The sequence below is a fragment of the Occultella kanbiaonis genome (assembly GCF_009708215.1).
GTDB lineage: Bacteria > Actinomycetota > Actinomycetes > Actinomycetales > Beutenbergiaceae > Occultella > Occultella kanbiaonis.
Genome location: NZ_CP046175.1, coordinates 2,287,681 through 2,313,579, shown reverse-complemented (window position 1 = coordinate 2,313,579; position 25,899 = coordinate 2,287,681). Strand labels below are relative to the sequence as shown.

Below are 25,899 nucleotides of genomic sequence, written 5' to 3'. Positions count from 1 at the left end.
TCCTTTCAGGCTCGTCGGGCGAGCAGCCAGATGAGGTAGACGCCGCCGATCACCGAGGTCACGAGTCCGACGGGGGCCGGCATCCCGAAGTCGATGCGTTGGGTGATCAGATCGGCGCAGGCGAGCAGGGCGGCCCCCATCAGGAACGACGGGATGACGATCACACCGCCGCGCCGGGTGATGCGCCGCACGATCTGTGGCGCTGCGAGGGCGATGAATGCGATCGGTCCGGTCGCGGCCACGGCCACGCCCGTGAGGGCAACGGCGATGACCAGGACGGCGAACCGGTAGGTCTCCACGGGGATGCCGAGGGCATGGGCGGACTCGTCGCCCATCTCGACGTAGGTGATCCGGCGCGCGCACACCATGATCGCGGGGAGCAGCACGGCCACGGCGACGGCGACGCTCACGGCGTGCGGCCAGCCGCGCCCGATCAGGGACCCGGCCTCCCAGCGCTGGACGGTCTCGGCATCGTTGATGTCCGCGCGCACGATGAGGAACGACGTCACGGCGGCCAGGATCGCGCCGACCCCGATGCCGACCAGGACCAGCCTCATCCCACCGGTGATCCCGTCCTTGCGGGCGAGGGTGTACACGACGAGGGCGGTCAGGACACCGCCGGCGATCGCGGACATCGCCACCTGCACCACCCCGCCGTCGAAGAGCACGATCTGCACGACCGCCCCGGTCGCGGCGCCGGTGGTGAACCCGATGATGTCCGGGGAGCCGAGGGCGTTGCGGGACAGGCTCTGGAAGACCGAGCCGGCCACCCCGAGGCTGCCGCCGACGAGCAGCGCGGTCAGCAGTCGTGGCAGCCGGCGGCCCTGCACGGTGCGGAGCGTGCGATCGTCGCCGTGGCCGAAGACGGCGGCGACCACCTCGCCGACGGAGAGCTCGATGGTTCCGGTCAGCAGGGTCACCGTGCCGACGACCACGACGGCGAGCAGCAGGAGGGTCCCGACGAACAGCAGCCGGGGATCGAGGCGGATCGACAGCGGACCCAGCCGCAGCACCCACCCGCCGATCAGGCCGGGTCGGGTCACGAGGGCGACCGGTGCGGCGCCGCGGGTCCCACTCACAGCGAGGCCATCCGTCGGGAGCGCACCAGGAACACGAACACCGGGCCGCCGAGGATGGCAGCGGCGATGCCGGTCTGCAGCTCGCCCGGGGCGATCGCCCACCGCCCGATGACGTCGGCGGCGACGAGGAACGCGGGCGCCACGACCAACGTGGCCGGGAGCAGCAGGCGCTGGTCCGGCCCGACGATCGAGCGCACGATGTGCGGGGCGGCGAGCCCGACGAACGCGATCGGGCCGGCCGCGGCCGTGGCTGCTCCGGCGAGTAGCACGACGGCGAGCGCGCTCGCACCGCGGACGAGACCGGCGTTCACGCCGAGCGCCCGCGAGGTCTCGTCACCGAGCGCCACGGCGTTCAGCGATCGGGCCAGCAGGAGCGTGATCGCGACCCCCAGCAGGGCGAACGGGAGCACGGTCCCGATGACGTCGAAGCCGCGACCCTGCAGGGAGCCGACGGCCCAGTACCGGAACTGGTTGAAGGCCGCCTGGTCGCCGAGCAGGATCGACCGGGTCAGGGCACCGAGAACGATGCTGATCGCGGCGCCGGCGAGCGCCATCCGCACCGGGGTGCCCTGGCTCCGGTGGGCGGTCCCGAGCAGGTACACGCCGACGGCGGTGATCGCCGCTCCCAGGAAGGCCAGCGGCAGGTAGCCGGCGACCGTGGTGACGCCGAGGTAGGAGATCCCGATGACCACGGCCAGGGAGGCGCCGGCGTTGATCCCGAGCAGCCCGGGTTCGGCGAGCGGGTTGCGGGTCACCGCCTGCATGAGCGCACCGGCGAGGCCGAGGCAGACTCCGACGACCACCCCGAGCACGGTCCGTGGGATCCGTGAGGCGACGACGATGGTGTGATCACCGTCGGTGGGGTCGTAGGCGCGGATCGCCTCGACGACCGCGGCGAGCTCGATGGGGTGCGAGCCGACCGCGAGGCCACCGACACCGGCCACGACGAGCACGATCAGGGCACCCACGACGAGGGCGACGAACCTCCGGACGGCGCGGGCCGCCGTCGAGGTCGTTCGGACGCTCCCACCGACCCGGGGGCCGCTCTCGCGAGCGACCCCCGGGTCGGACGGCGCGGGTGCATTGACCGCTCGGGACACCGATCAGGCGCCGAACGCGGCGATGATCGCCTCGACCGCCTGGGTGCCGGAGTAGAAGTCGATCCGGAACGACGTCGGGCCGAGCGGCAGCACGTTGCCCGCCACCACGGCGGGGGTGTTGGCCAGGAGCGAGTCCGCCAGGAAGGCGTCCGTGTCCTCGTCGCCACCGGAGATGATGAACACCGTCTGTGGCTCGGCGAGGGCGGACGGCAGGTTCTCGGCGGTGTAGAAGGTGACATCGGTGCGCACCTCGTCGGCCAGGTCCTCGGGGCCGGCGGCGTACTCGAAGCCCAGCCCGGTCATGATGGCGGCCTGGGAACTCGTGTCGGAGAAGATGCCGCCGCCGTCCGCGCCGTTGTAGGCGACGGTCGTGACGGGCTGGTCCGGCAGCGTGATCGCCGCGGCGGACTCGGTCAGGAAGGCGTCGAACTCCTCGACGACGTCGGTCGCGTTCTGTTCGAGGCCGGTCGCCTCACCGAGGGTGACGGCCAGCTGCTGCCAGGTGTTCGAGCCGTAGTCGAGCAGGATCGTCGGAGCGATCTCGCTGAGCTGGTCGTAGGCGTCCACCGTCGAGTCCGCACCCGTGACCGAGCCGATGATCAGGTCCGGGGCGAGCGCGTCGACCGCCTCCAGATCCAGTTCCAGGTTCGGGTAGAGGACCTCGACGCCGCGCTCGACGGCGACGTCCGCCCACTGCGCGAAGAACCCGTTCTCGTCCGTGAGCGGCCCCACGCCGGTGGCCGCGCTGGCGGCGACCGGGACGTCCATGGCCAGGAGGGTCCCGGTGATGGTGATCGAGGTGGACACGATCGTGATCGGCGCCTCGGGGATCTCCGTCTCGCCGGCGTCGTGCTCGACGGTGCGCGGCCAGTCACCCTCGACGGCGACGTCGGCCTGCTCGCCGTTCGGGGAGGTGGTGCTGTCCGGGTCGGAGTCGTCACCGGAGGAACAGGCGCTCAGGAGTAGGGCTGCGCCGGCGATCGTCGCCAGCACGGCGCGGGCGCGCCGGGGCGCGAGGGTACCGAGGGACACGGGTGTGCGTCCTTTCGTCAGAGGGGCACGCACCCGAACGGTACGCAAGAATGCAGGTTACCCTTACCTAAATAAGGCGAACCTCATCGGACCCTGCGTAGGCTGTGACCTCGCACACATCTGGCCCGCCTGACGACGCGGTTCAGCCTGCGGCGAGCTCCCCGACCAGGTCGCCGTCGCGGTCGAACAGGCTCAGCACTGCGCCGTCCAGCGCGGCCGTGCGTGACATCGCCACCCAGGACGGCACCGGCGCACCCTCGCACCCGATGAGCGTCTGCGGCCCGGACGTGGTGAGCACCAGGCCGTCGGGGTCGATGACCCATCGGCCACCGCCACCGTTGCAGCCATCGGAACCGGTCCAGGTGCCGTCGGCGGCGAACTCCACATGAGGGTCGGTGGGCACCGGGTCGGTGGGAACCCACCGACCCACCAGGTCGTCCTCCGAGGCCGGGGTCACGCCGTCGGGAAGCGGTGCCGGCGCCGCGAGCCACGCTCGCACCTCGTCGGTGACCTCGGGCGGCTCCGCGTAGGACGACGCCGCCGTGTCGATCGGCTCGGGGGCGCCGTCGATGCTCAGGGTGGCGACCACCGCGCCATCGGCGTCGAGCAGGTCCCAGCCCGAGGCGGCCGACCGGTACTCGGTGACCCGGTCGAGCCACGGCGCGACCGGGGTCGCGGCATCGTCGGCGCCATCGGCATCGTCGGCGTCGTCGGCATCGTCGGCGTCGTCGGTCGAGCAGGATCCCGACCACCCGGACAGGCTCGCCAGGAACAGGGTGGACGACGCCGCCCACTCGCCCATGAGCATCCCGCAGTCACGCCACAACTGGAACTGGCCGGCCTCCAGGCGCAACCAGGTGTCGGGCCGTTCACCCTCCGCGCCGCTGACCCGCCAGAGGTCGACCAGGTCGACCGGGTCGCCGCGCGGTGTGTCCGTCGGGTCGCCCGTGGTCCCGGTCGAGTCGGTGGGCGGGGCGCCGTCGCCCGGGTCCTCACCGCCGGCTCCCCCGCACCCGGCCACGAGCACCAGTCCGAGCGAGACGGCGGCGGCCACGAGAGCGTGCCGGACTCTGCTGGTCATGTGGTCGAGGGTATCCCGGCGCCCTCCGACCGCCGGGGCATGGCCGGATCGATGCCCGATCGTGATCGGTCCGCAGCGGTTCGCCACCGGCCTGCCGTCCGGATTCGTCACCCGTCAGTCATAGACCCCCTCGACCCACCACCTGCCGCCCTCCCCCGCCAACAGCAGGGCACCGCCCTCGGTGACCACCTGCAGGTAGGTGCGCGGCTCGGTGCCGGACCACCACCGTTCATGCACCGGCCATGGGCCGGCCCACCCGGTGATGGGGTGCGCAGTCGCAGTGGTTCCAGTTCCGCGAGCGGCCCCGGCACCTCGGACGGTCCCGGCCGCCCGGACGGTCCCGGCCGTCGAGACGGTCCCGCTCGACGCGGTTCGGGTGGCTCGGCGCACCTCAACCAGGGCCGGATCGCCCTCGAGCTCGCCGCGCCGGCCCACTCGCACCGGATCCCCCTGGGCGTCCACGAGACGAGCCGGCACCGGCTCGGCCGGCACCGTCGCCGGCAACGGCCGCGGGATCTGCCCCGGCCACGGCGCCTCGGGGTCGCGGAGCGGGCGCAGCTCGTCCCCCCAGGTCACCAGCCGCACCCGGTCCCGCGGCGAGCGTCCGCCCTCCAGCACCGGGGCGAGCACCCCTTCGGCACCGATCAGCCCCTGGACCCGCAGCACGGCCCGGCCGGCCTGGACCTGGCCCCGCCCCACCCGGCCCCACAGCCCGTCCTGGACCGCGGCGGCCGGACTGATCTCCTCGGCGGCGAGTTCCAGATGGGTCAGCGCCGCACTCGGTGGCTGGCCACTGCGCCCACTGAGCCAGCCCTCCAGCTGCCACCGCACCCGGTCGGTCAGTTCGGTGGCGGTGAGTGCGCCGTCGATTCGCCAGGTACGGGTCAGCTCGGAGCCGTTCTCCGCCCGGGCGGACACCCGCAACCGGGCACACACCACGCCGCGCCGGACCATCCGGCTCTGCAACTCCTCGGCCAGCCGGCGCGCCGCGAACGCGGCGGTGTCGATGCGCTGCGCGGGCGGGTCGAGCTCGGCATGGGTGGTGATGTCGGGTTCGGGCCGATGCGTCTGCGGCGGGTACGCGTCCAGCCCTCTGGCCAGCCGCTGGGCCTGCACCCCGAGCTCACCGAACCGGGGCAGCACGTGTGCCGTGCGCATCATGGCGAGATCGGCCAGGGTGCTCAGCCCCAACCGGCGCAGCAGGTCCACCAGATCGGTGTAGGCCGCCCGGGACTGACGCGTGGTGGTGATGTAGATGAGGTCCCGCACGTCCCGGGGGGCGAGGAACCGTGCCGACCTCCCCGGCGGCACCACCGTGGAGGTGCGGGCCGCCAACAGGGCCGCGAGCAGGCCGTCCGCGATCCCCACCTGGGCCTCGGAGCCGCTGGCCTGCGCCACCGCACCGACGAGCGCCTCGGCCACCGCCTCCTCCGACCCCAGGTAACGGCTCGGGCCACGGGCGCCCACGGCGATCACCCCGGGCCGCATCACCTGCACCTGCGGCACCACCTCCTCCACGCCCTGCACGAGCGGCTCGAACGCACGCACGTCCCGCGCCTCGTCCGCGGGCAGCAGCACGAGGTCCGGGCAGAGCCCCTGCGCGGTGCGCCGACGCATCCCACGGCGCACCCCCTCCGCACGGGCCTTGGCGGAGACTGCGGTGACGCCGCGCCCGTCGTGGAGCACGACGCTCTGGTGCGCACCGATCAACCCCTCGGCGACGGCGGCGGCGATCGGCCAGTCCGGGACCCACAGCACCGCGAGCCGGGTGGCGGCCTCGGCGAGCCGCGCGCCCTCGGGAGCCGGAACCGGCGGTGGCAACTGCTCGGCGGCGCCCATCAGCCGACCTGCGCCAACGAGCGTCCGGCGACCGGCACGACGAACTCCGGGGCCGCCGTCGGGCCGTTCGCGCCGACCTCGTCGGGGGCGGCGGTCTCCACCCCACCCGGGCCGATCCGCACCCGGACCCGGACCGGTCGGGCAGCCGCGGCGCCCCGCCCGTACGCCACGACTGTGAGCTCCTCGGTGCGCAGCACCCCGGCCCCCCGCCCGACGCCGCGCCAGACCCGGTCCCCGGCGTCGAGCACGAGTTCCGAACCCGGCCAGGGCGTGGTGGTCAGCAGCACCGACCCTCGGGTCCTGGCCCGGGAGGCGAGCAGCCGCCGGTCCCGGTCCGCCAACGCCGTGCAGTCCCCCAGCACCAGAACGTCGAACCCGTCCACGAGCGCTCCCACCACGGACGGGGAGTCCGGGCCGGGCCGGGGCACCACCACCATCCGGTCCAGGGGCAGGCCGGCCTCGGCGGCGGCCGCGAGCCCCACGTCCGGCAGGGCCACCACCGCGCACCACACGTCGGCGCAGGAGGCCGCGGCCGCGAGGCGCAGCAGCAGCGAGGTGGACCCGGCCACCTGCACCCCGGTGCCGCGGCGGATCCCGCCATAGGGGAACAGCGGCGCCAGCGCGGCTGGCACCGGCAGCACCCGTTCCGGATCGAGGCCCACCCCAGCGGGAGGAGGCGGGGGCTCCGGCGAGCCCGGCGCCGCGTGAGCGGGTGGCGCGAGGCCGGACACCGCGCGAACGGTGGGACCGCTCAGCACCGTCCGCAGCCCGGCCGAGGCCTCCGCGGCGGCCAGCGCCCGCCGCGCATCCTCCAACTTCGACGTGGTCGCCATCGTTCCTCCTCCCACGTCCATCACGCTAGAAGCCACCACCGACATTCGAACGTCGGTTCGAATACTGTACCAAGGTCGGACCGCTCGCGAGCGGCGACCCGACGCGCGCGTGCCCTGAGGGCCGAGCGCCCGAAGTCGTCGTAGGTTTAGAGGTGGAGCCGGAGGCAACGGCCGGCTCACCTCGCGCAAGGAGATGACATGGACCTGCAGCGCCCCGTCGCCCCCGCCCCCTATGACGTACTGCCCGCCACCGCCACGTTCACCGTCACCAGCACCGACATCACCGACGGCGTTCCCCTGCCCGCGCTGCACTCGCTGACCGGCGGCAACGTCTCGCCCCAGCTGAGCTGGTCCGGCTTCCCGCCGCAGACGCAGAGTTTCCTGCTCACCTGCTTCGACCCGGATGCCCCCACCCCGTCCGGCTACTGGCACTGGACCGTGGCGGACCTTGACGTGACCGTCACGGAGATGGAGCAGGGCTGGGGCAAGAGCGACCTGACCCTGCCCGGCGCGTCCTTCCACGCCCGCACCGACGGCGGGGCGTTCGCCTACGAGGGCGCCGCACCCCCGCCCGGTGACGGCCCGCACCGCTACGCGTTCGCGGTGCACGCCCTCGACGTCGAGACCCTGGAGCTCTCCCATGAGGAGAGCGCCACCAAGTTCTCCTTCGTCGCGCTGTTCCACACCCTCGCCCGCGCGGTGATCACGCCGACGTTCGAGCGCTGATGCGGTTCGGAACCCTGGACTGGGCACCCGCCCTCGATCACCCGGACCTGCTCGCGACCGGCGTCCGCGCCGCGCTGGCAGCGTGGGCGCAGCAGGCGCCCGACGCCGTCGGGCAGGTGCTTGTTGCCGAGATCGACCCGGGCTGCGCCGACACCGCGGAGATGACCGAGGCCTACGACCTGCCGCTGGAGGCGTCCGCGAACTGCGTGCTGGTGGCCGGGCGGCGCGCCGGCCAGGAGCGGATCGCGGCCGCCGTCGTGCGCGCCACCACCCGCGCGGACGTCAACAACGTGGTCAAGCGCCTGCTGGACGTCCGCAAGGCCTCGTTCCTGCCGATGGACCGTGCGGTCGCCGACTCCGGCATGGAGTACGGCGGGATCACCCCGATCGGGCTGCCCGCCGACCACCGGATCCTGCTCGATCCGGCGGTCGGCACCGGCCGGGCGATCATCGGCAGCGGCCTGCGCCGGTCCAAGATCCTGCTCCCGGGCGAGGTACTGGCCGCGATGCCCGGCGTCGAGGTCGTCGAGGGCCTGGCGAGCTGACCCCTACGAGGCGATCCGGCGCCGGTAGGCGACCATCGACAGGACGTAGGCGACGGCGAGGATACCCACGCACCACGCCAGCGCGATCCAGATGTCGCCACTGACCGGCTCCCCCGCGAGCAGTGCGCGGATCGTGTTCACGATCGAGGTGACCGGCTGGTTCTCGGCGAAGGCTCGCACGGGGGCGGGCATGGTGTCCGTCGGGACGAACGCGGAGCTGATGAACGGCAGGAAGATGAGCGGGTAGGAGAACGCGGTGGCGCCCTCCCCCGTCTTCGCGGCGAGCGCGGCGAGCACGGCGAGCCAGGTCAGCGCCAGGGTGACCAGCGCCAGGATGCCCACCACCGCGAGCCACGCGAGCAGTCCCGCCGGCGATCGGAACCCCATCACGAGCGCGACGAGCACGACGATCGCGACCGAGAGCCCGTTGGAGACCAGCGAGGTCAGCACGTGCGCCCACAGCACCGACGAGCGCGCGATCGGCATGGAGTGGAACCGTTCGAAGATCCCACTGGTCATGTCGTTGAACAGCCTGACGGCCGTGTAGGCGATCCCCGACGCGATCGTGATCAGCAGGATCCCGGGCAGCAGGTAGTCGACGTACCGGCCCGCCCCGGCCTGGATCGCGCCGCCGAGGACGTAGACGAACATCAGCATCATCGCGATCGGCGTGATGGTGACGGTGATGATGGTGTCCATGCTGCGCGTGATGTGGCGCATCGACCGGCCGACGAGGACGGACGTGTCGGCGAGGACGTGTGCGGTCATGACTGCTCCTTGGTGGTGTTGGTCCCGACGATGGCGAGGAAGACGTCCTCGAGCGAAGCCTGCTTCTCGACGTAGGTGACCTCGGCGGGCGGTACGAGCTGCTTGATCTCGGCCAGCGTGCCGTTCGCGATGATCCTCCCCTCGTGCAGGATGGCGATCCGGTCCGCGAGCTTCTCCGCCTCCTCCAGGTACTGGGTGGTGAGCAGCACCGTGGTGCCGTCGTCGGCGAGGTCGCGGACGATCTGCCACATGTCGTTGCGGGCCTGGGGGTCGAGCCCCGTGGTCGGCTCGTCCAGGAAGACCACCCGCGGAGTCCCGATGAGGCTCATGGCGATGTCGAGCCGCCGACGCATACCGCCGGAGTAGCCCGAGACCGGCCGGGCCGCCGCGTCGGTCAGGTTGAAGCGCGCGAGCAGGTCGTCCGCCACCCCGCCCGGGTTCGACAGGTGCCGCAGCCGGGCGACCAGCACGAGGTTCTCCCGTCCGGTGAGGATCTCGTCCACAGCCGCGAACTGGCCGGTCAGGCTGATGGACTCGCGCACGTCGGTCGGCTGCGTGGCGAGGTCGAAACCGTTCACGGTCGCGGTTCCCGCGTCCGCCCGCAGCAGGGTGGACAGGATCCGCACGATCGTGGTCTTGCCGGCCCCGTTGGAGCCGAGCAGGGCGAAGATGGCGCCTGGCGCCACGTCGAAGTCGACGCCGCGCAGCACCTGCAGGTCCTTGTAGGACTTCTCCAGGTCCTTGACGTGGATCGCTGGGGGTCGGTCCGCAATGGTTGTCATCTGGTCGTTCCTTTCGTCCGGCGCGTCGATGGCCGACGGCGGAGGTCGTGTTGGCATGGCCGGCCCACCTCCCGAGGCAGTGGGTGGGTGGGCAGGCTCGCGCCCGCCCTTGAGACGTGCGGGCGTTGCTGGGCAGGCTCGCGCCCGCCCGTGGGCGGTGGTGGTGCGCCCGGGGCCTATCCCCCGGCGGACTCAGATGTCGAGGTCCTCGACCTCGGGAACGTCGGCACTGGCCGCGACCAGGTCGTAGAGCGAGGCCGGGACCTTCTCACGGAGAGCGTCCAGGTCGTCGAAGATCTCGAGCGTGGCGACGGCAGCCGTGGTGCCCCAGGTCTGGTCCGAACTGACGTGCTTGCGCCAGCCCTTGGCCTGCCCGTCGGCCCCGGCCGCCCAGATCTGTTCCGGCGAGTGTTCGGCGTGGACGACGTACTTGCCGGTCCGGCTGCGATACACCTTGTACTTGTGCACCCGGTCCTTCGTGGACTGGAGCCATTCGACGAGCAGCACACCCAGGAACCGCTGGCGCCGCCCCTTGCCGGGGCCGACCCGGACGGTGATCTCCTCGAAACCCTCGTCCTTTCCCTCCTCGACGTCGACGTACCGACGCAGCGCCTTGACGATCGCCTGGGAGAGGTTGCCGCCGACGAGTTCCTGCGCCCGCTCGTAGAGGGGCAGGTCGGCGTCGGAGACATAGATCGTCTTGTTCGGCATGGGCTCATCGTATCCTCCGGTAGGAGGATACGCATATGTATACGTATAGTGCAAGGCATCGGAGAGATCGGGACATCACGACTCGTCCCGCACCGCCTCGGGTCAGCCCCCGCCGACCCCGGCCGTCCGCGCCGACCTCACCTCCGGGGCCAACCGCGCGGCCACGATCGTCACCGTCATCACGACCCCGTCAGCGCAACCACTCATCGCGGCGGTCGGCCACGAACTCCTCATCAAGCAGCTCCGGGAACTGCGTCCGGACGCGTCCGATCAGATCGGCCTGCCCCGGTGAGAGCGCCTCGACGGGGTCGAGGCAGTGCGCCGAGGTGAGCAGCCCCTGCTGCCGGAGCACCTCATTGACCCCGGGCACGCATCCGGCGAAGTCATGGTCGACGTCGAACACGGCCGCGTTGACCTCGACCAGGTCGGTCGCCTCGGCAAGCAGATCGGTCCCGACCGCGTCGGCCGCGACTGCTTCTCGGGCGCGCCGGACCAGCCCGACCGCGGCCCGGGTACCGACCGCCCACTGTCCGAGCAGGCCACCGGCCGCTCGTACCACCCGGTCGCCGCGGCGGTACGGGGTGATCAGGTCGTGCACGATCGCGTCGTCGTTACCGGTCAGCAGCGCCACCTCGGCCCAGCGATCGTGCTCGAGCAGCGCCCGGACCACGTCGTTGGTCCGGTACCTGTCGAACGGCGCGGTCTTGACCGCGATCACGGACTCCAGATCGAACAGGGCGCTCCAGTAGCCGCGCCCGAGCGGCCCGCCGCCCACGCTGTCCTGCAGGTAGAAACCGATGGTGGGCAGGATCTCCCCAACGGCTCCGGCGCGTTCGAGCAGGGCCCGCTCGCTGCCGTCCGCCATCCCCCACGGGCTGAGCAGCGCGGCGTGATAGCCGGCGGCCACCGCCGCCTGCGCCTCGGCTACGGCCTGCACGGTGTCGCCAACCAGGCCGGCGATCAGCATCCGCTCGGGGGCGAGCTCGAGAACGGTGGCAGCGGCGAGGTCCCACACCTCACGCAACGCGCCCCGATCCGCGTGCAACGAGAACTGGGTGGTGTGCACCCCCACCGCCAGGCCGTCGGCACCGGACTCGAGGTAGTACCGGGTCAGCGCACGCTGGGCCTGCAGATCGATGTCGCCGTCGGCGGTGACGGCCAACGGGTGGGCAGGGATGACCACACCGCCACGCAGACGCTCCTGAAGGCGCATCAGAACTTTCCCTCCCGTTGCTGGAACTTGGTGACCTTGCCGAGCTGGCGCCCGCCGTCGGCCACCCATTCCCCCACCCAGCGCACCAGCCGGCGCAACGGCACACTCGGATAGCCGTAGCGGTCATGGCACTCACCGGCGTCGCTCAGGAGGGCATCGGTGGACTCCTCGCCGGCCAGCACGGGCGCGCTGCCCATCACCTCGCCGAGCAGCGTGGCGATCCGGCGCACCGAGACCGTCTCCGGCCCGGTGGCGTTCAGGACGTGTGGTGGTACCCCGGCGAGCTCGATGCTGCGCAGCGCCCACGCGTTGATGTCGCCCTGCCAGGCCACGTTCACCGCCGGCATCGTGACGTCCACCGGTGCACCGGCGGCGATCTTCGTGGCGATGTCGGCGATGACCCCGTAACGCAGCTCGCAGGCGTAGTTCAGCCGGAAGATCGTCGTCGGGGTCCCCCAGGTGTGCGCTGCGTTGGTGAAGATCCGCTCCCTGGCCAGCCCGGACTGGGCATACTCGCCCACCGGTCCCGGCGGGTCGGACTCGATCGAGCCGGCGTGAGCCAGTGGCGTGAGGGGATAGACGTTCCCCGTCGAGTACGCCATCGTCGGAACGCCACGGTAGCGATCGGCCACGAGCACCGGGATGGCCGCATTCGACCACCAGGTCTGGTGCTCGGCGCCGGTGGTGCCGAACTTCATCGCGGCGAGGAAGAACACGGCTGCCGCATCGGGCAGCGCGGAGTAGCTCGCCGGCTCGGCCAGGTCCGCGCGGTGCACCCGCACCCCGTGCGCCTCGAGCGACTCGGCCGCGACCGGGTCGGAGAACCGGGACACGGCGATCACCCGGGCGTCGGAGCCCACCTCGGTGAGCGCGCGCTTGGCCATCCGCGCCATCGTCGGACCGATCTTGCCGCCGGCACCGAGCAGCACGATGTCGCCGCTCACCGCGGCGAGCGCGGCACCCACGCCGGGTCCGGGCCGGGAGAGCAGCTCGTCCAGGTCGGCCTCGTCCACGGGCCGGGTCATCTCGGTCACAGCAGGTTCCTCACGTAGGTGATGGCGAGCAGGGTCAGGAAGAGGACCCCGATGACGGCAAGCACCAGCTGCGGTGTGCCGAGGCGCAGCGTGCCACGGGCGCGATCCCGGGAGAGGGCTACCAGGACCACGCCGATCAGGGGAACCAGCAGGATCGTCACCGCCTGCGCGGTGAGGATCAGCTGCACCGGGATGCCCCCGAACGCCACGGCGACCACCCCACCGAGCACCAGCACCAGCGTGATGCAGAGTTTCACCCGCTTCGACTCCAGGCCACCGGCCTCGATCCCGAGCGCACCGGCGAGCATGCTGCCGCCGATGGTGCTGTTGCCGATCAGCGAGGAGAACGCGGCCGCCCAGAGGCCGAGCGCGAACAGGACCGTGGCCCATTGTCCGATCGCCGGTTCGAGGATCGTCGCCATGTCCGCCGGGGACGTGACCGACAGTCCGGCCGGGTTCAGCACGGCCGCCGCCGCGATCATGATGACGGTCGAGAGCGTGCCGAGGATGAGGGTGCCGACCACCGCGTCCCGACGAGCCACCTGGTAGTCGTCGACGCCCCAGCCCTTCTCGCGGACGAGCTGGATCTGGTAGAACGCGCCGACCACCGAGAAGGTGGTGGCCACGGCGCTGACGATGACCGCCGAGGAGCCGGTCGGGATGCTCGGCACGAGGCCGGCGGCCAGCGCACCGAGGTCTGGGGCGGAGACCACCGCGGTGACCACGAAGATCACGAGCATCGCCAGGATGATCACGATCATGGTGCGCTCGAGGTACTTGTAGAACGACGGCAGCCACAGGAACCCGATCGCGACGAGCGTGAACACCGCCGCGAACACCGCGGTGCTGCCACCGAAGAGCACGTTCCCGGCCGCGCCGGTTCCCACGGAGTTCCCCGCCTGGAACGACGCGGTGACGGCGAACGCGCCGAGTCCGACGAGCACGCCGACGACGCGCCCCAGCCGGCGCGACACGGTTCCGATCGGGCCGGTGTCCGTGGTCAGGCCGATCCGTACGGACAGGTCCACGAAGCACAGCATCAGCACCGTGGCGATGACCGGGACCCAGACGAGGTCGTAGGCGAACTCCGCCCCCATCGAGCTGGCCGTGGTCACACTGCCCGGGCCGAACACCAGCGCCGCGGTGATGAAGGCTGGACCGAGACGACCCGGCACGCGGACCCGCGACTCGACCGGCGGAGAACTCGTCGACATATAGAAAGCCTTTTCTCAGGGGGTAGGTGATGAAACTATGACCGCGGACACATCGCCGTCAACCCCGCGCGCCGGAGGTCTGTCGAATCGGTGACGAGCCGCCCGATGCCATAGCCTCCTGCCATGGCCGTCAACCTGCGTGACGTCGCACACCGCGCCGGCGTGTCCGTGCCGACGGCGTCCCGGGTGCTCTCCGGCAGCGACTACCCGGTGGCCACGGCCTTGCGTGAGCGGGTCGAGCGGGCCGCCCGTGACCTCGACTACGTCCCGAACGCACAGGCGCAGGGTCTGCTCGGCGGCGCCGCCCGGACCGTCGGAGTCCTGGTCGGCACCGTCGACGACCCGTACTTCTCCGAGATCGTGAACGGCATCCACGAGGTCGCCACCGACCGTCAGCTGCTGGTCACGATCTGCAGCACCGAACGGGACGTGGACCGTGAGCTCGAGTACTTCCGGCTGCTGCAGGCGCATCGCACCGGCGTGGTGATCATCGCGGGCTCGGGTCGCACGGACGATCGCTACGGCACGATGATGGCCGCCCGGGCCCGTTCCTTCGAGGCGGCCGGCGGGCGGGTGGTGGCGATCGGGCATCCGTACTTCGACGTCGACCACGTGCTCGTGGACAACGCCACGGGCGGTCGCCGGCTCGGCGAGCACCTGGTCGCGCTGGGCCACCGTGACGTCGGGGTGCTGGTCGGCGTGGCCGAGGTGAGCTCAACGGTGGAACGTGTCGACGGTATCCGGTCGGCCATCGAGGGCGCGGGCGGGTCTGTCACCTTGCGCCAGGGTGCGCCCACGCGGGACGAGGGCTATGCGGGCGCGGGTGCGTTGCTGACCGACCGGCCCGGTCTGACGGCTCTCGTGGGCACCGCGGACCAGATGGCGATCGGAGCCATGTCCTGGCTGCGCGAACACGGCCGGGCCGTGCCCGAGGACGTCTCGGTCGCGGGTTTCAACGACATCGCGGTCTCCCGGGACCTGAACCCCGGACTCACCTCGGTGCGGTTGCCGTTACGCGCGATGGGCGCTGCTGCGCTCGAGATCGCGCTCGCCCCGGCGCCCTCCACGCAACCGGTGATCCGTGAACTGGGCACGGAACTGATCGTGCGCGGCTCCACCGGCCCGGCGCCGGGCACCCCAGCCCGGGGGTGAGCCGGACCGGGGGCCTGCGCACCGCTCACACCGAGAAGTACTTCGCCTCCGGGTGGTGGAACACGATCGCGTCGGTGGACTGCTCCGGGTGCAGCTGCAGCTCCTCGGAGAGCTCGACCCCGATCCGGTCGGCGCCGAGGAGGTCGACGATCTTGCGGCGGTCCTCCATGTTCGGGCAGGCGGGGTAGCCGAGGGAGTACCGGGCGCCGCGGTAGGCCACCTTGAACATGCCGTCCAGGTCTGCCGGGTCCTCGGCTGCGAAGCCGAGCTCCTCGCGGACCCGGGAGTGCCAGAACTCGGCGAGCGACTCCGTCAGCTGCACCGACAGCCCGTGCAGCTCCATGTAGTCGCGGTAGGCGTTGGCCGCGAACAACCGTGCCGTGTGGTCGTTCACGGCCGCTCCGACGGTGACGAGCTGGAACCCGACGACGTCGATCTCGCCGGACTCGCGCGGCCGCACGAAGTCGGCCAGGCACAGGTGCCGGTCCCGCCGCTGCCTGGGGAAGGTGAATCGCATCCGCTCCGTGCCGGGTTCGCCCCCGGAGCCGCCGTCTGGCCCCTCGTGGTGCAGGATGACCATATCGTCACCCTCGGACACGGCCGGGAAGTACCCGTAGACCACGGCCGGGGCGAACATCTCCTCGGTCTGGATGCGGTCCAGCCAGTCCCGCAGACGCGGTCGTCCCTCTGTCTCGACCAGTTGCTCGTAGGAGAGTTCGCCGTCGCGGGAGGGCTTCAGACCCCACTGCCCCATGAAGGTGGCGCGCTCGTCAAGGAACGCGGCGTAGTCGGCGAGCTTGATGCCCTTCACGATCCGGGTGCCCCAGAACGGCGGCGTCGGGATCGGGTTCGTCAGGGTCACGTCCGAGCGGGCCGGCAGGTCCTCCGGCGGGGTCTCGTCGACCGTCACCTTCGCGTGGATGCGCTTCTTCAGTGCGGGGAGCCCGACGGCGTCGCGCGCCTCCCCGCGCGCGACCCGGACGAGCGGCTCCATCAGACGCAGGCCCTCGAAGGCGTCCCGGGCGTAGCGGACCTCGCCCGGGTACTGGCCGGCGAGGTCGTCCTCGACGTACACGCGGGTCAGGGCGGCACCGCCGAGCAGCACCGGGTACTTCTCGGCGAGACCACGGGCGGCGAGCTCGGCGAGGTTCTCCTTCATCACCACCGTGGACTTCACCAGCAGACCGCTCATCCCGATGACGTCCGCGTTGTGCTCCTCGGCGGCCTCGATCATCGCCGAGACCGGCTGCTTGATCCCGATGTTGACCACCGTGTAGCCGTTGTTGGTGAGGATGATGTCGACGAGGTTCTTGCCGATGTCGTGCACGTCGCCGCGCACGGTGCCCAGGACGATGGTGCCCTTGCCTGCCTCGTCCGTCTTCTCGATGTACGGCTCGAGGTAGGCCACCGCCGACTTCATGGCCTCGGCGGACTGCAGCACGAACGGCAACTGCATCTCGCCACGGCCGAACAGTTCGCCGACCACCTTCATGCCCTCGAGCAGGTGGTCGTTGATGATCGCGAGCGCGCTCCAGCCCTCGCCGAGCGCAGCCTCGAGGTCGGTGTCCAAGCCCTTCATCTCGCCGTCGATGATGCGGCGCTGCAGCCGCTCCCCGAGGGGCAGTGCCGCCAGCTCCGCGGCCCGCTGATCCTTCAGGGCGGCCGAGTCGACGCCCGAGAACAGGTCGAGCAGGTGCGCGAGCGGGTCGTGCGTCATCGCGCCGGTCTCGTCGAACTCGCGGCGGTCCCAGACCAGGTCGAGCGCGGCCTGGCGCTGCTCGTCGGGGATCTTCGCGAGCGGCAGGATCTTCGCGGCGTGCACGATCGCGGAGTCGAGCCCGGCCTGGACCGCCTCGTGCAGGAACACCGAGTTCAGGACCACCCGGGCCGCCGGGTTGAGTCCGAACGACACGTTCGAGACGCCAAGGGTGGTGTGCACGCCCGGATACTTCGCCTTCAGCGCCCGGATCGCCTCGATCGTCTCGATGCCGTCCCGGCGGGTCTCCTCCTGGCCGGTCCCGATCGGGAACGTGAGGGCGTCGACGATGATGTCCTCGATCGCCATGCCCCAGGTCCCGGTCAGCTCCTCGATGAGGCGGGTCGCGATGTCCACCTTCGTCTGCGCCGTGCGGGCCTGCCCCTCCTCGTCGATGGTGAGAGCGATGACGGCGGCACCGTGCTCCTTCACGATCGGCATGACCCGGGCGTAGCGGGAGCCCGGACCGTCGCCGTCCTCGAAGTTCACCGAGTTGACCACGGCCCGGCCGCCCACGAGTTCCAGCCCTGCGCGGACCACCTCGGGCTCGGTCGAGTCGATCACCAGGGGCAGGGTGGACGCGCTGGCCAACCGGGAGATGACCTCGCGGGCATCGGCGACGCCGTCCCGCCCCACGTAGTCGACACAGACGTCCAGCAGGTGCGCGCCGTCACGGGTCTGGGCCCGGGCGATCTGGACGCACTCGTCCCAGTCCTCCGCGAGCATCGCCTCCCGGAACGCCTTGGACCCGTTCGCGTTCGTGCGCTCGCCGATGGCGAGGAACGAGGCGTCCTGGTCGAAGTCGACGTGGGTGTACAGGCTCGCCACGCCCTGCTCGGGCTCCGGCGAGCGGGCCACCACGGGGCGGCCGCCGACACGCTGGACCACCTCCGCCAGGTGCTCGGGGGTGGTACCGCAGCAGCCACCGACCAGGCCGAGCCCGAACTCCGTCACGAACTGTTCGTGCGCGAGACCGAGTTCGGTGGGGGTGAGCGGGTAGGAGGCACCGTTCGCCCCGAGCACCGGCAGTCCGGCGTTGGGCATGCAGGTGACCGGCAGGTCGGCGTGCCGGGCGAGGTGGCGCAGGTGCTCGCTCATCTCCGCCGGGCCGGTGGCGCAGTTCAGCCCGATCGAGTCGATGCCGAGGGCGCGCAGGGTGGTCAGCGCGGCCCCGATCTCCGACCCCATCAGCATGGTGCCCGTCGTCTCCACGGTGACCTGCGCGAAGATCGGCAACTCGGTGCCCGACTCGGCCATGGCAGCCTTGGCGCCGTTGATGGCGGACTTCGTCTGGAGGAGGTCCTGGCTGGTCTCGACCAGGATCGCGTCCGCGCCGCCGGCGATCAGGCCCGCGGCCTGCTGCGCGAACGTGTCCCTGAGGTGGGCGTAGGTGGTGTGCCCAAGACTCGGCAGCTTCGTGCCGGGACCCATCGACCCGAGCACCCAGCGGGGGTGGTCGGGGGTGGAGTTCTTCTCGGCGCTGCGCCGCGCGATCCGGGCGCCGGCCTCGGCGAGCTCGAAGATCCGGTCGTCGATGTCGTAGTCGGAGAGGTTCGACCAGTTCGCGCCGAACGTGTTCGTCTCGACGCAGTCCACGCCGACGGCGTAGTACGCGTCGTGCACGGACTCGATGACGTCGGGCCGGGTCACGTTCAGGATCTCGTTGCAGCCTTCGAGTCCCTGGAAGTCGTCGAGGGTCAGGTTGGCGTCCTGCAGCATGGTGCCCATGGCACCGTCGGCGACGACCACCCGGGTGCTGATGGCGTGCTTCAGTGCGGCGGCGCGTTCGGGGAGCATCCCCCGAGTCTAGGCGGCTGCGGCGCCGTCCGAGCACGAGTCACGACACTGTGGGCCGGAGCACCTCCAGCAGCCGGGACACCGACCCGCCGAGGCCCCACCGGTCCACGAGTTCGGTGAGCGCCGCCGGGTCCCGGGGCACCGGATAGCCCGGCCCGCTCCCGGGCAGCGCGGTGTCCACCTCGCCGAGGTTGATCCGGCGCGCGACCGCGACCACCTCCGGCGCCACGTCCAGGTAGTCCGACGCGGCCTTGATCTTGGCGCGCACCCCGGCGGCGAGCGGCGTGCCCGGGTCGGCGGCGGCGGCCCGGATCCCGGCCAGGTCGCCGAAGCTCGCGAGCAGCGACGCGGCGGTCTTCTCCCCCACCCCGGCCACCCCGGGCAGCCCGTCAGAGGAGTCCCCGCGCATCGTCGCGAAGTCGGCGTACTGATCCGGCCGGACGCCGTACTTCTCGACCACGACGGCGTCGGTGAGGACCTCGTGCCGGCCCACCCCGCGCGCGGTGTACAGCACCCGCACCGGGCCGCCGGCAGCGCCGTCGTCGACGAGTTGGAACAGGTCCCGGTCCCCGGTGACCACGTCCACCGGCATGCCCGCGTCCGTGGCCAGGGTGCCGATGACGTCATCGGCCTCGTAGCCGTCCGCGCCGACGATCCGGATCCCGAGTGCCTCGAGGGTCGCCACGATGATCGGGATCTGTACCTGGAGCGGGTCCGGGACCTCCTCGACGTCCGAGCCGCCGGGGACGACCTCCTCGACCCGATGGGCCTTGTAGGACGGGATCAGGTCCACCCGCCACTGCGGCCGCCAGTCGTTGTCCCAGCAGCAGACGAGATGGGTCGGCCGGTACTGCTCGACCAGCCGGGTGATGAAGTCCAGCAGCCCGCGGACCGCGTTCACCGGGGTGCCGTCGGGTGCCGTCATCGAGTCGGGAACGCCGTAGAACGCACGGAAGTACAGGCTCGCGGTGTCCAGGAGCATCAGTCGGTCCATGTCGCCGAGTCTGTCACGGCGCGCGGACATCGCCCGTCGCGCACGTTCGCGCCACTGCTCGGGGGCGTCCGTGAGGACGGCCGCGTCGATGCCGTACAGGCGCGCGTCGGTGAGCACCTGGAGGAACGTGCCGAGCTCGGACCCGGCGTCGACGAGGAGGGCCTCGGGGTCGGTGAACACGAGCACGTGCCGGCCGGTGCCCACCGGCCGTCCGGAGTGAGGCAGCCCCGGGCGCGGCGCCCCACGTCGCTGCGGGCCGAGCCGGTCAAGGCCGAGCAGGCAGTCGAAGAGGGCATCCCAGTTACGGCCGAACCAGTCCGGGAACTCGAGCACCCGCGCGATCTCACCGAGCAGGTCGGACTTGGTGCGGCAACGGCCGCCATCGATCCGATGCCACACATCGTGGGCGCCACCGGGCGGCCCGCCGTCGTGGCCCGGACCGGTCGCCCCGACCGGAACAGTCCTCATGCGGCCGGCCGAATCCGGCCGGCCACGATGCACGGCCGCGGGACGCGGGTTCCACCAGCGGGCCGGATCACCCGGCCGATTCTGGCACACGGTGCCCGCGCCCGTGCGGGCCAGGAGGGCCGGACCACGCGGGGCCCGTGATCGAAACGCAATCTCGGTGTGCTAGACATCAGACCACACAGAATGTGACAAGCATCACCAGGCGTTCGTGCACCCACGGACCCAGAGATCGCAAGAAGGATGTGGAACATGGCTACAGCCAGCTTCCGGCGTCGCGGCCTGAGCGTGGTCGGCACTGCCGCCGCCCTCGCCCTCGTGCTCGCCGCGTGCGCCGAGACCGAGGACCCGAACACCGATGACGGCACCGGCGGCGACACCGGCGCCGGGATCACGGTGGGCACCACTGATGTGATCATCGCGCTCGATCCGGCGGGGTCCTACGACAACGGCTCCTGGGCCGTGATGAACCAGGTGTACCCGTTCCTGATGAACTCCCCGTACGGGTCGCCGGACGTGGAGCCGGACATCGCCGAGTCCGCCGAGTTCACCGCCCCGACCGAGTACACCGTGGTACTCAAGCCCGACCTGACCTTCGCGAACGGCCACGCGCTGACCGCCTCGGACGTGAAGTTCACGTTCGACCGCCAGGTCGCCATCAACGACCCGCAGGGCCCGGCCTCCCTGCTCTACAACCTGGAGAGCACCGAGGTCGTCGACGAGACCACGGTCGTGTTCCACCTGCTCAGCGAGAACGACCAGATCTTCCCGCAGATCCTGGCCTCACCGGTGGCCCCGATCGTGGACGAGGAGGTCTTCTCCGCGACCGAGGTGACGCCGTCGGCCGACATCGCCGAGGCCGAGGCGTTCGCGGGCCAGTACTCGATCAGTGACTACGTGGAGAACGAGGTGATCCGCTACACGGCGTTCGCCGACTACGCCGGTGTGCTGCCGCCGGCCGTGACGGAAGAGATCACGGTGCAGTACTTCGCCGAGGAGACCTCGCTGAAGCTCGCCGTGCAAGAGGGCGACGTGGACGTGGCGTTTCGGTCGATGAGCCCCACCGACATCGGCGACCTGCGCACCGACGACTCCGTGGTGGTCCACGACGGGCCCGGTGGGGAGATCCGCTACATCGTGTTCAACTTCAACACCCAGCCGTTCGGTGCCACCACCGCCGAGGCCGATCCCGCGATGGCCCTGGCCGTCCGGCAGGCCGTCGCCCACCTGATCGACCGCAACGCACTGTCCGAGGAGATCTACCAGGGCACCTACACGCCGCTGTACTCCTACATCCCGGAGGGGCTGACGGGTGCGAACACGGCGCTGCAGGATCTCTACGGTGACGGCGAGGGCGGCCCGGATGCCGATGCGGCCGCTGCGGTACTCGCCGATGCCGGCGTGACCACCCCGGTGACGCTGAACCTGCAGTACAGCCCGGACCACTACGGCGCCTCCTCCGACGAGGAGTACGCCATGATCGAGGCGCAGCTGGAGGCGACCGGCCTGTTCGACGTGCAGCTCAACTCCACCCTGTGGGATGCGTACTCGGCCGAGCGCACCCAGGATCTGTACCCGGCCTACCAGCTCGGCTGGTTCCCGGACTACTCGGACGCGGACAACTACCTGTCCCCGTTCTTCCTGACCGAGAACTTCCTCGGCAACCACTACGACAACCAGGAGGTCAACGACCTGATCCTGGCGCAGGCCACCACCGTGGACGAGGCCGAACGCACCGCGCTGATCGAGCAGGTGCAGGACCTGGTCGCCGCCGATCTGTCCACGGTGCCGTACCTCCAGGGCGCCCAGGTGGCCGTCGCGGCGGCGGACATCACCGGCGTCACGGACACGCTGGACGCGTCCTTCAAGTTCCGGTACGCGGCCCTGGGCCGCTGAGTCGAAGACCGGGTGCCGGTGCCGCCGTGCGGTGGCACCGGCGCTCGTGACGCCGCCGGAACGCCTGCGAAAGAGGTCCAAGTGTGACGATCGTCGACGATCGCACGGTGGGGTCGACCGCCGCGGTCCGGAGCAAGGGCTCCGGACTCGGCGGCTACATCCTCACCCGTTTCCTGCTCATCATTCCCACCGTGTTCATCCTGGTCACCCTCGTCTTCTTCCTGATGCGGGTGGTCGGAGACCCGATCACGGCATCCGTGGGCGACCGGCTCACCGCGGCGCAGCTCGCCGAGCGGCTCGCCGACGCGGGCTTCGACCGGCCCCTGCACGTGCAGTACTTCGAGTACCTCGGTCAGATCTTCACCGGCAATTTCGGGCGCACTCTCACCGACAACCGAGCGATCTCCGAGATCCTGGTCACCTACGGCACGGCCACCCTCGAGCTGGCCATCTACGCCCTGATCGTGGCGCTCGCGGTGGGCATCCCGTTCGGGATGCTCGCCGCCCAGCTGCGGGACCGGTGGCCCGACGCGGTGCTCCGGGTGATGGCCATCCTCTTCTACGCCACGCCGGTGTTCTTCGCCGGCCTGTTGCTGAAGCTGGTGTTCTCGGTCTGGCTGGGCTGGTTCCCGCTCAGTGGCCGGGCCACCTCGAGCACCCAGCTGACCCTCAGCGGGATCAGCGGATCGTCCGGCATCAACATGCTGGACGCGCTGCGCACCGGACGGATGGATCTGATCGGGGACGTGGCCGCCCACGCGGTGCTGCCGGCGATGGCCCTCGGTCTGCTCACGGCCGGGGTGTTCCTGCGCCTGGTGCGGACGAATCTGATCGGCACCCTCGGGCGGGACTACGTGGACGCGGCCCGGTCGCGTGGCGTGAGCAAGTCCCGCCTTGTCCGCAAGCACGCCTACCGGCCGGCACTGATCCCGATCATCACCGTGATGGGCATGCAGATCGCGCTGCTGCTGGGCGGGGCCATCCTCACCGAGAGCACGTTCGAGTGGCGCGGGCTCGGCTTCCAGCTGGCGCAGTACCTGGGCGCCCGTGACTTCGTGGCGGTGCAGGGCATCGTCGCCATGCTGGCCGTGATCGTCGCCGTCACGAACTTCATCGTGGACGTGGCCGCGGCGCTCATCGACCCGAGGGTGAGGTACTGATGAGCGAGCGGCTGCTGACCGAGAGCGAGCTGCCCGGGCCAATCGAGGAACCCGCGGTGGTGCACGGCACCTCCGCCGAGCCACGGTGGAAGAAGTTGCCCCTCATCTGGCAGCTGCGGCGCTCCGTCGGCCTCCAGCGCGGCATGCTCGTCGCCGGTCTCGCGCTGTGCGTGCTGTTCCTGCTGCTGGCCGTGTTCGCGCCGTTGATCGCGCCCTACTCCTACAACGAGCTCTCCGGACCGGACGGGAACTTCCCACGCCAGGCGCCGCCGTCGGCCGAACATGTCTGGGGTACCACGGTGGGCGGCTACGACGTGTTCTCACGGGTGATCTGGGGCGCCCGGACGGCGCTGATGGTCGTCGTCGTGGCGATCATCGGATCCCTGTTCCTGGGGGTCCTGCTCGGGCTGGTCTCCGGCTACCTCGGCGGCTGGCTGGACCGGGTGCTGGTCACCATCGCGGACGCGATCTACGCGTTCCCGTCGCTGCTGCTGGCGATCGTGCTGTCCATCGTCATCTCCGGCGGTCGGGCCAGCTTCCTCGGTGGCATCCTCGCGGCCGGCCTGTCGATCACCGTGGTGTTCGTGCCGCAGTACTTCCGGGTGGTACGCGCCGAGACGGTGCGCCTCAAGGCCGAGCCGTTCGTGGAGTCGGCCCGCGTGATCGGCACCTCCACGCCGCGTATCCTCGGCCGGCACGTGCTCCGCAACGCGACCCGGTCCCTGCCGCTGATCCTCACCCTGAACGCGTCCGAGGCCATCCTCACCCTGGCCGGACTCGGCTTCCTCGGGTTCGGCATCAACCCGACGGCGGGCGCCGAGTGGGGCTACGACCTGAACCGGGCGATCTCCGACGTGGCGAGCGGCATCTGGTGGACCGGCGTGTTCCCCGGCGCCGCCATCGTGCTGCTGGTGCTCGGTGTCACCCTGGTCGGCGAGAGCCTGAACGACCTCTCCGATCCCAGGCTGCGGATCCGACGGCGGGTCAAGGGTGTGCTCACCACCCCACCACCCGAGCCTGCCACCGAAGGAGCACCGACATGAGCGCCGTCGTGGACATCAAGGACCTGCACGTCACCTTCGCCACCGACGGGGATCCGGTCACCGCCGTCGACGGGGTGAGCCTGCAGGTGCAGCCCGGTGAGGTGCTCGCGATCGTCGGCGAGTCCGGCTCGGGCAAGACCGTCACGGCGAAGACGATCCTGCGGCTGCTGCCGGAGACGGCCACGGTCGACGGTGCCGTGATCCTGGCCGGCAACGACGTGGTCACCCTCGGTGCCACCGAGATGCGGCGGGTCCGGGGCCGGGACGTGGCCATGGTGTTCCAGGAGCCTTCCGCTGCGCTGAACCCGGTGTACACGGTCGGCTGGCAGATCGCCGAGGGACTGCGTGCCCATGGCGCCGTCTCCAAGAAGGACGCCCGCCGCCGTGCCATCGAGGTCCTGGACCGGGTGGGCATCCCGGACGCGGAGATCCGGGTGGATCAGTACCCGCACCAGTTCTCCGGCGGGCAGAAACAGCGCATCGTCATCGCCATGGCGCTCGTCCTCGGCCCCAAGGTCATCGTCGCCGACGAACCGACCACGGCGCTCGACGTGACCGTGCAGGCCGAGATCCTGGACCTGCTGCGCCGGGTCCGGGACGAGTTCGGCTCCTCGATCGTCCTGATCACCCACAACATGGGTGTGGTCGCGGACCTCGCGGACCGGGTCGCGGTGATGTACCAGGGCCAGCTGGTGGAACAGGCCAGTGCGCTCGAGCTGTTCGCCCGACCGCAGCATCCCTACACGCGCGCGCTGCTCGCCGCGGTGCCGCGGCTGCAGGCGCACACGAGCGAGCCCGACGGCGGCCCTGCCGCTGCGACGTCGGCCGGCGGGTCCGCGGTGGCCCCCGTCGTGGCCGCCCAGGATCTCGAGGTGGTCTACCCCGGGCGGTTCGGTCGGAGCGGGTTCCGTGCCGTCAACCGGGTCAGCCTGCAGATCGCGCCCGGTGAGGTGGTCGGCCTGGTGGGTGAGTCCGGCTCCGGGAAGACGACGATCGGGCGGGCGATCGCCGGCCTGACCCCGGCCACCGGTGGCTCGTTGCAGGTCCTCGGCCACGAGATGGTCGGCTTCCGCGAGCGGGAGTTCCGCCCCCTTCGGGCACGTCTGGGGTTCGTGTTCCAGGATCCGGCGACGAGTTTCAACCCGCTGCTGACGATCGCTGACTGCGTGGCCGAGCCCCTGGTGGTGCACGGCCGGTTCCCGGACGTGAACGCGGCCCGGGACCGGGTCCATGAGCTGCTCGATGCGGTACACCTGCCCACCCAGTACGCCGGCCGCTACCCGCACGAACTCTCCGGCGGGCAGCGTCAGCGGGCCAGCCTGGCCCGGGCGCTCGCCCTGGATCCCGAGTTGCTGATCGCGGACGAGCCCACGTCGGCGTTGGACGTCTCGGTGCAGGCGAGGGTGCTCGAGGTGTTCGCGGAGCTGCAGGAACGCCTCGGGTTCGCGACCCTGTTCATCAGCCACGACCTCGCCGTGGTGGCGATGGTTGCGGACCGTGTCGGGGTGCTGCACCGGGGCGAGCTGGTGGAGGAGGGCACCAGCGCGCAGGTACTCGGGGCACCGACGCACCCGTACACGCAACGCCTGCTCGCGTCGGTACCGGTTCCGGACCCGGTGGCACAGAAGGAGCGGCGACTCGCCCTGGCCGAGCTCGAGGGCTGACGCCCGGCGGGTGTG

At 71.2% G+C, this 25,899-nt stretch carries 21 protein-coding genes and 1 pseudogene; 7 read left to right on the top strand and 15 right to left on the bottom strand.

Annotated features, from left to right (window positions below; all coding sequences use genetic code 11):
* Positions 1-5: 5 nt before the first annotated feature.
* The 6 genes from GKS42_RS10680 to GKS42_RS10655 form a co-directional block, all read right to left on the bottom strand.
* Complete coding sequence (locus GKS42_RS10680) at positions 6-1,079, bottom strand: FecCD family ABC transporter permease (RefSeq protein ID WP_232848011.1); 1,074 nt, start codon at positions 1,077-1,079, stop codon at positions 6-8.
* Positions 1,076-2,047 (bottom strand): FecCD family ABC transporter permease, encoded by a 972-nt coding sequence (locus GKS42_RS10675; protein WP_232848010.1) that lies wholly within the window; start codon positions 2,045-2,047, stop codon positions 1,076-1,078. Before GKS42_RS10675 ends, GKS42_RS10680 begins: the two co-directional genes overlap by 4 nt.
* Positions 2,048-2,182: 135 nt before the next feature.
* Positions 2,183-3,211 (bottom strand): Fe2+-enterobactin ABC transporter substrate-binding protein, encoded by a 1,029-nt coding sequence (gene fepB, locus GKS42_RS10670; RefSeq protein ID WP_154793801.1) that lies wholly within the window; start codon positions 3,209-3,211, stop codon positions 2,183-2,185.
* Positions 3,212-3,353: 142 nt separating this feature from the next.
* On the bottom strand, positions 3,354-4,292 hold the full coding sequence (locus tag GKS42_RS10665) for a hypothetical protein (protein WP_154793800.1): 939 nt from the start codon (positions 4,290-4,292) through the stop codon (positions 3,354-3,356).
* A gap of 114 nt (positions 4,293-4,406) precedes the next feature.
* Positions 4,407-6,131 carry a DNA polymerase Y family protein gene (locus GKS42_RS10660; RefSeq protein ID WP_154793799.1) on the bottom strand — a complete coding sequence of 575 codons (1,725 nt, stop codon included), beginning with the start codon at positions 6,129-6,131 and terminating at the stop codon, positions 4,407-4,409.
* Entirely contained in the window at positions 6,131-6,964 is an 834-nt protein-coding gene (locus GKS42_RS10655) for a hypothetical protein (RefSeq protein WP_174791069.1), read from the bottom strand. Before GKS42_RS10655 ends, GKS42_RS10660 begins: the two co-directional genes overlap by 1 nt.
* A 198-nt stretch (positions 6,965-7,162) precedes the next feature.
* On the opposite strand from GKS42_RS10655, the gene GKS42_RS10650 reads away from it, so the two are divergent.
* Both GKS42_RS10650 and GKS42_RS10645 read left to right on the top strand, forming a co-directional pair.
* Entirely contained in the window at positions 7,163-7,690 is a 528-nt protein-coding gene (locus GKS42_RS10650; RefSeq protein WP_154793798.1) for a YbhB/YbcL family Raf kinase inhibitor-like protein, read from the top strand.
* Entirely contained in the window at positions 7,690-8,235 is a 546-nt protein-coding gene (locus GKS42_RS10645; RefSeq protein ID WP_154793797.1) for a YbaK/EbsC family protein, read from the top strand. Before GKS42_RS10650 ends, GKS42_RS10645 begins: the two co-directional genes overlap by 1 nt.
* Before the next feature lie 3 nt (positions 8,236-8,238).
* Here GKS42_RS10645 and GKS42_RS10640 read toward each other — a convergent pair whose 3' ends face one another.
* From GKS42_RS10640 to GKS42_RS10615, 6 genes are all read right to left on the bottom strand, one after another.
* The gene (locus GKS42_RS10640; protein WP_154793796.1) at positions 8,239-9,003 is read right to left on the bottom strand and encodes an ABC transporter permease; all 765 of its coding nucleotides are present in this window, start codon (positions 9,001-9,003) and stop codon (positions 8,239-8,241) included.
* A complete protein-coding gene (locus GKS42_RS10635) occupies positions 9,000-9,785 on the bottom strand; it encodes an ABC transporter ATP-binding protein (RefSeq protein ID WP_154793795.1) in 786 nt (261 codons plus the stop codon). Before GKS42_RS10635 ends, GKS42_RS10640 begins: the two co-directional genes overlap by 4 nt.
* A 192-nt stretch (positions 9,786-9,977) precedes the next feature.
* The gene (locus GKS42_RS10630; protein ID WP_154793794.1) at positions 9,978-10,496 is read right to left on the bottom strand and encodes an EXLDI protein; all 519 of its coding nucleotides are present in this window, start codon (positions 10,494-10,496) and stop codon (positions 9,978-9,980) included.
* Between the two features lie 190 nt (positions 10,497-10,686).
* Entirely contained in the window at positions 10,687-11,709 is a 1,023-nt protein-coding gene (locus GKS42_RS10625; RefSeq protein WP_154793793.1) for a dihydrodipicolinate synthase family protein, read from the bottom strand.
* Positions 11,709-12,734 (bottom strand): NAD-dependent epimerase/dehydratase family protein, encoded by a 1,026-nt coding sequence (locus GKS42_RS10620; RefSeq protein WP_154796658.1) that lies wholly within the window; start codon positions 12,732-12,734, stop codon positions 11,709-11,711. The genes GKS42_RS10625 and GKS42_RS10620 overlap by 1 nt, the downstream gene beginning before the upstream one ends.
* Before the next feature lie 5 nt (positions 12,735-12,739).
* Entirely contained in the window at positions 12,740-13,957 is a 1,218-nt protein-coding gene (locus GKS42_RS10615; protein ID WP_154793792.1) for an Nramp family divalent metal transporter, read from the bottom strand.
* 123 nt (positions 13,958-14,080) lie between these two features.
* Here GKS42_RS10615 and GKS42_RS10610 point away from each other — a divergent pair, with 123 nt between their 5' ends.
* On the top strand, positions 14,081-15,109 hold the full coding sequence (locus tag GKS42_RS10610; protein ID WP_154793791.1) for a LacI family DNA-binding transcriptional regulator: 1,029 nt from the start codon (positions 14,081-14,083) through the stop codon (positions 15,107-15,109).
* Between the two features lie 25 nt (positions 15,110-15,134).
* Here GKS42_RS10610 and metH read toward each other — a convergent pair whose 3' ends face one another.
* From metH to GKS42_RS26485, 3 genes and pseudogenes are all read right to left on the bottom strand, one after another.
* Positions 15,135-18,662: a methionine synthase gene (metH, locus tag GKS42_RS10605; protein WP_154793790.1), complete on the bottom strand. Its 3,528-nt coding sequence runs from the start codon at positions 18,660-18,662 to the stop codon at positions 15,135-15,137.
* Between the two features lie 40 nt (positions 18,663-18,702).
* Positions 18,703-19,644: a 5'-3' exonuclease gene (locus tag GKS42_RS10600; protein ID WP_168218003.1), complete on the bottom strand. Its 942-nt coding sequence runs from the start codon at positions 19,642-19,644 to the stop codon at positions 18,703-18,705.
* 123 nt (positions 19,645-19,767) lie between these two features.
* A pseudogene (locus GKS42_RS26485) lies at positions 19,768-20,124 on the bottom strand (barstar family protein); the annotation flags it as partial.
* 249 nt (positions 20,125-20,373) lie between these two features.
* Between GKS42_RS26485 and GKS42_RS10595 the strand changes: the two are divergent.
* The 4 genes from GKS42_RS10595 (at position 20,374) to GKS42_RS10580 (ending at position 25,884) form a co-directional block, all read left to right on the top strand.
* The gene (locus tag GKS42_RS10595) at positions 20,374-22,017 is read left to right on the top strand and encodes an ABC transporter substrate-binding protein (protein WP_154793788.1); all 1,644 of its coding nucleotides are present in this window, start codon (positions 20,374-20,376) and stop codon (positions 22,015-22,017) included.
* Between the two features lie 107 nt (positions 22,018-22,124).
* The gene (locus GKS42_RS10590; protein ID WP_232848090.1) at positions 22,125-23,177 is read left to right on the top strand and encodes an ABC transporter permease; all 1,053 of its coding nucleotides are present in this window, start codon (positions 22,125-22,127) and stop codon (positions 23,175-23,177) included.
* Positions 23,177-24,220, top strand: coding sequence for an ABC transporter permease (locus GKS42_RS10585; RefSeq protein WP_154793787.1), 1,044 nt, complete (start codon positions 23,177-23,179; stop codon positions 24,218-24,220). The genes GKS42_RS10590 and GKS42_RS10585 overlap by 1 nt, the downstream gene beginning before the upstream one ends.
* Positions 24,217-25,884: an ABC transporter ATP-binding protein gene (locus GKS42_RS10580; protein WP_154793786.1), complete on the top strand. Its 1,668-nt coding sequence runs from the start codon at positions 24,217-24,219 to the stop codon at positions 25,882-25,884. The genes GKS42_RS10585 and GKS42_RS10580 overlap by 4 nt, the downstream gene beginning before the upstream one ends.
* Positions 25,885-25,899 lie beyond the last annotated feature (15 nt).

Excerpts from the sequence above, each read along its gene's own strand:
- GKS42_RS10665 (WP_154793800.1), bottom strand. The coding sequence starts at position 4,292 with ATGACCAGCAGAGTCCGGCACGCTCTCGTGGCCGCCGCCGTCTCGCTC.
- GKS42_RS10660 (WP_154793799.1), bottom strand. The coding sequence starts at position 6,131 with ATGGGCGCCGCCGAGCAGTTGCCACCGCCGGTTCCGGCTCCCGAGGGC.
- GKS42_RS10655 (WP_174791069.1), bottom strand. The coding sequence starts at position 6,964 with ATGGCGACCACGTCGAAGTTGGAGGATGCGCGGCGGGCGCTGGCCGCC.
- GKS42_RS10650 (WP_154793798.1), top strand. The coding sequence starts at position 7,163 with ATGGACCTGCAGCGCCCCGTCGCCCCCGCCCCCTATGACGTACTGCCC.
- GKS42_RS10645 (WP_154793797.1), top strand. The coding sequence starts at position 7,690 with ATGCGGTTCGGAACCCTGGACTGGGCACCCGCCCTCGATCACCCGGAC.
- GKS42_RS10640 (WP_154793796.1), bottom strand. The coding sequence starts at position 9,003 with ATGACCGCACACGTCCTCGCCGACACGTCCGTCCTCGTCGGCCGGTCG.
- GKS42_RS10635 (WP_154793795.1), bottom strand. The coding sequence starts at position 9,785 with ATGACAACCATTGCGGACCGACCCCCAGCGATCCACGTCAAGGACCTG.
- GKS42_RS10630 (WP_154793794.1), bottom strand. The coding sequence starts at position 10,496 with ATGCCGAACAAGACGATCTATGTCTCCGACGCCGACCTGCCCCTCTAC.
- GKS42_RS10625 (WP_154793793.1), bottom strand. The coding sequence starts at position 11,709 with ATGCGCCTTCAGGAGCGTCTGCGTGGCGGTGTGGTCATCCCTGCCCAC.
- GKS42_RS10620 (WP_154796658.1), bottom strand. The coding sequence starts at position 12,734 with ATGACCCGGCCCGTGGACGAGGCCGACCTGGACGAGCTGCTCTCCCGG.
- GKS42_RS10615 (WP_154793792.1), bottom strand. The coding sequence starts at position 13,957 with ATGTCGACGAGTTCTCCGCCGGTCGAGTCGCGGGTCCGCGTGCCGGGT.
- GKS42_RS10610 (WP_154793791.1), top strand. The coding sequence starts at position 14,081 with ATGGCCGTCAACCTGCGTGACGTCGCACACCGCGCCGGCGTGTCCGTG.
- metH (WP_154793790.1), bottom strand. The coding sequence starts at position 18,662 with ATGCTCCCCGAACGCGCCGCCGCACTGAAGCACGCCATCAGCACCCGG.
- GKS42_RS10600 (WP_168218003.1), bottom strand. The coding sequence starts at position 19,644 with ATGCTCCTGGACACCGCGAGCCTGTACTTCCGTGCGTTCTACGGCGTT.
- GKS42_RS10595 (WP_154793788.1), top strand. The coding sequence starts at position 20,374 with ATGGCTACAGCCAGCTTCCGGCGTCGCGGCCTGAGCGTGGTCGGCACT.
- GKS42_RS10585 (WP_154793787.1), top strand. The coding sequence starts at position 23,177 with ATGAGCGAGCGGCTGCTGACCGAGAGCGAGCTGCCCGGGCCAATCGAG.
- GKS42_RS10580 (WP_154793786.1), top strand. The coding sequence starts at position 24,217 with ATGAGCGCCGTCGTGGACATCAAGGACCTGCACGTCACCTTCGCCACC.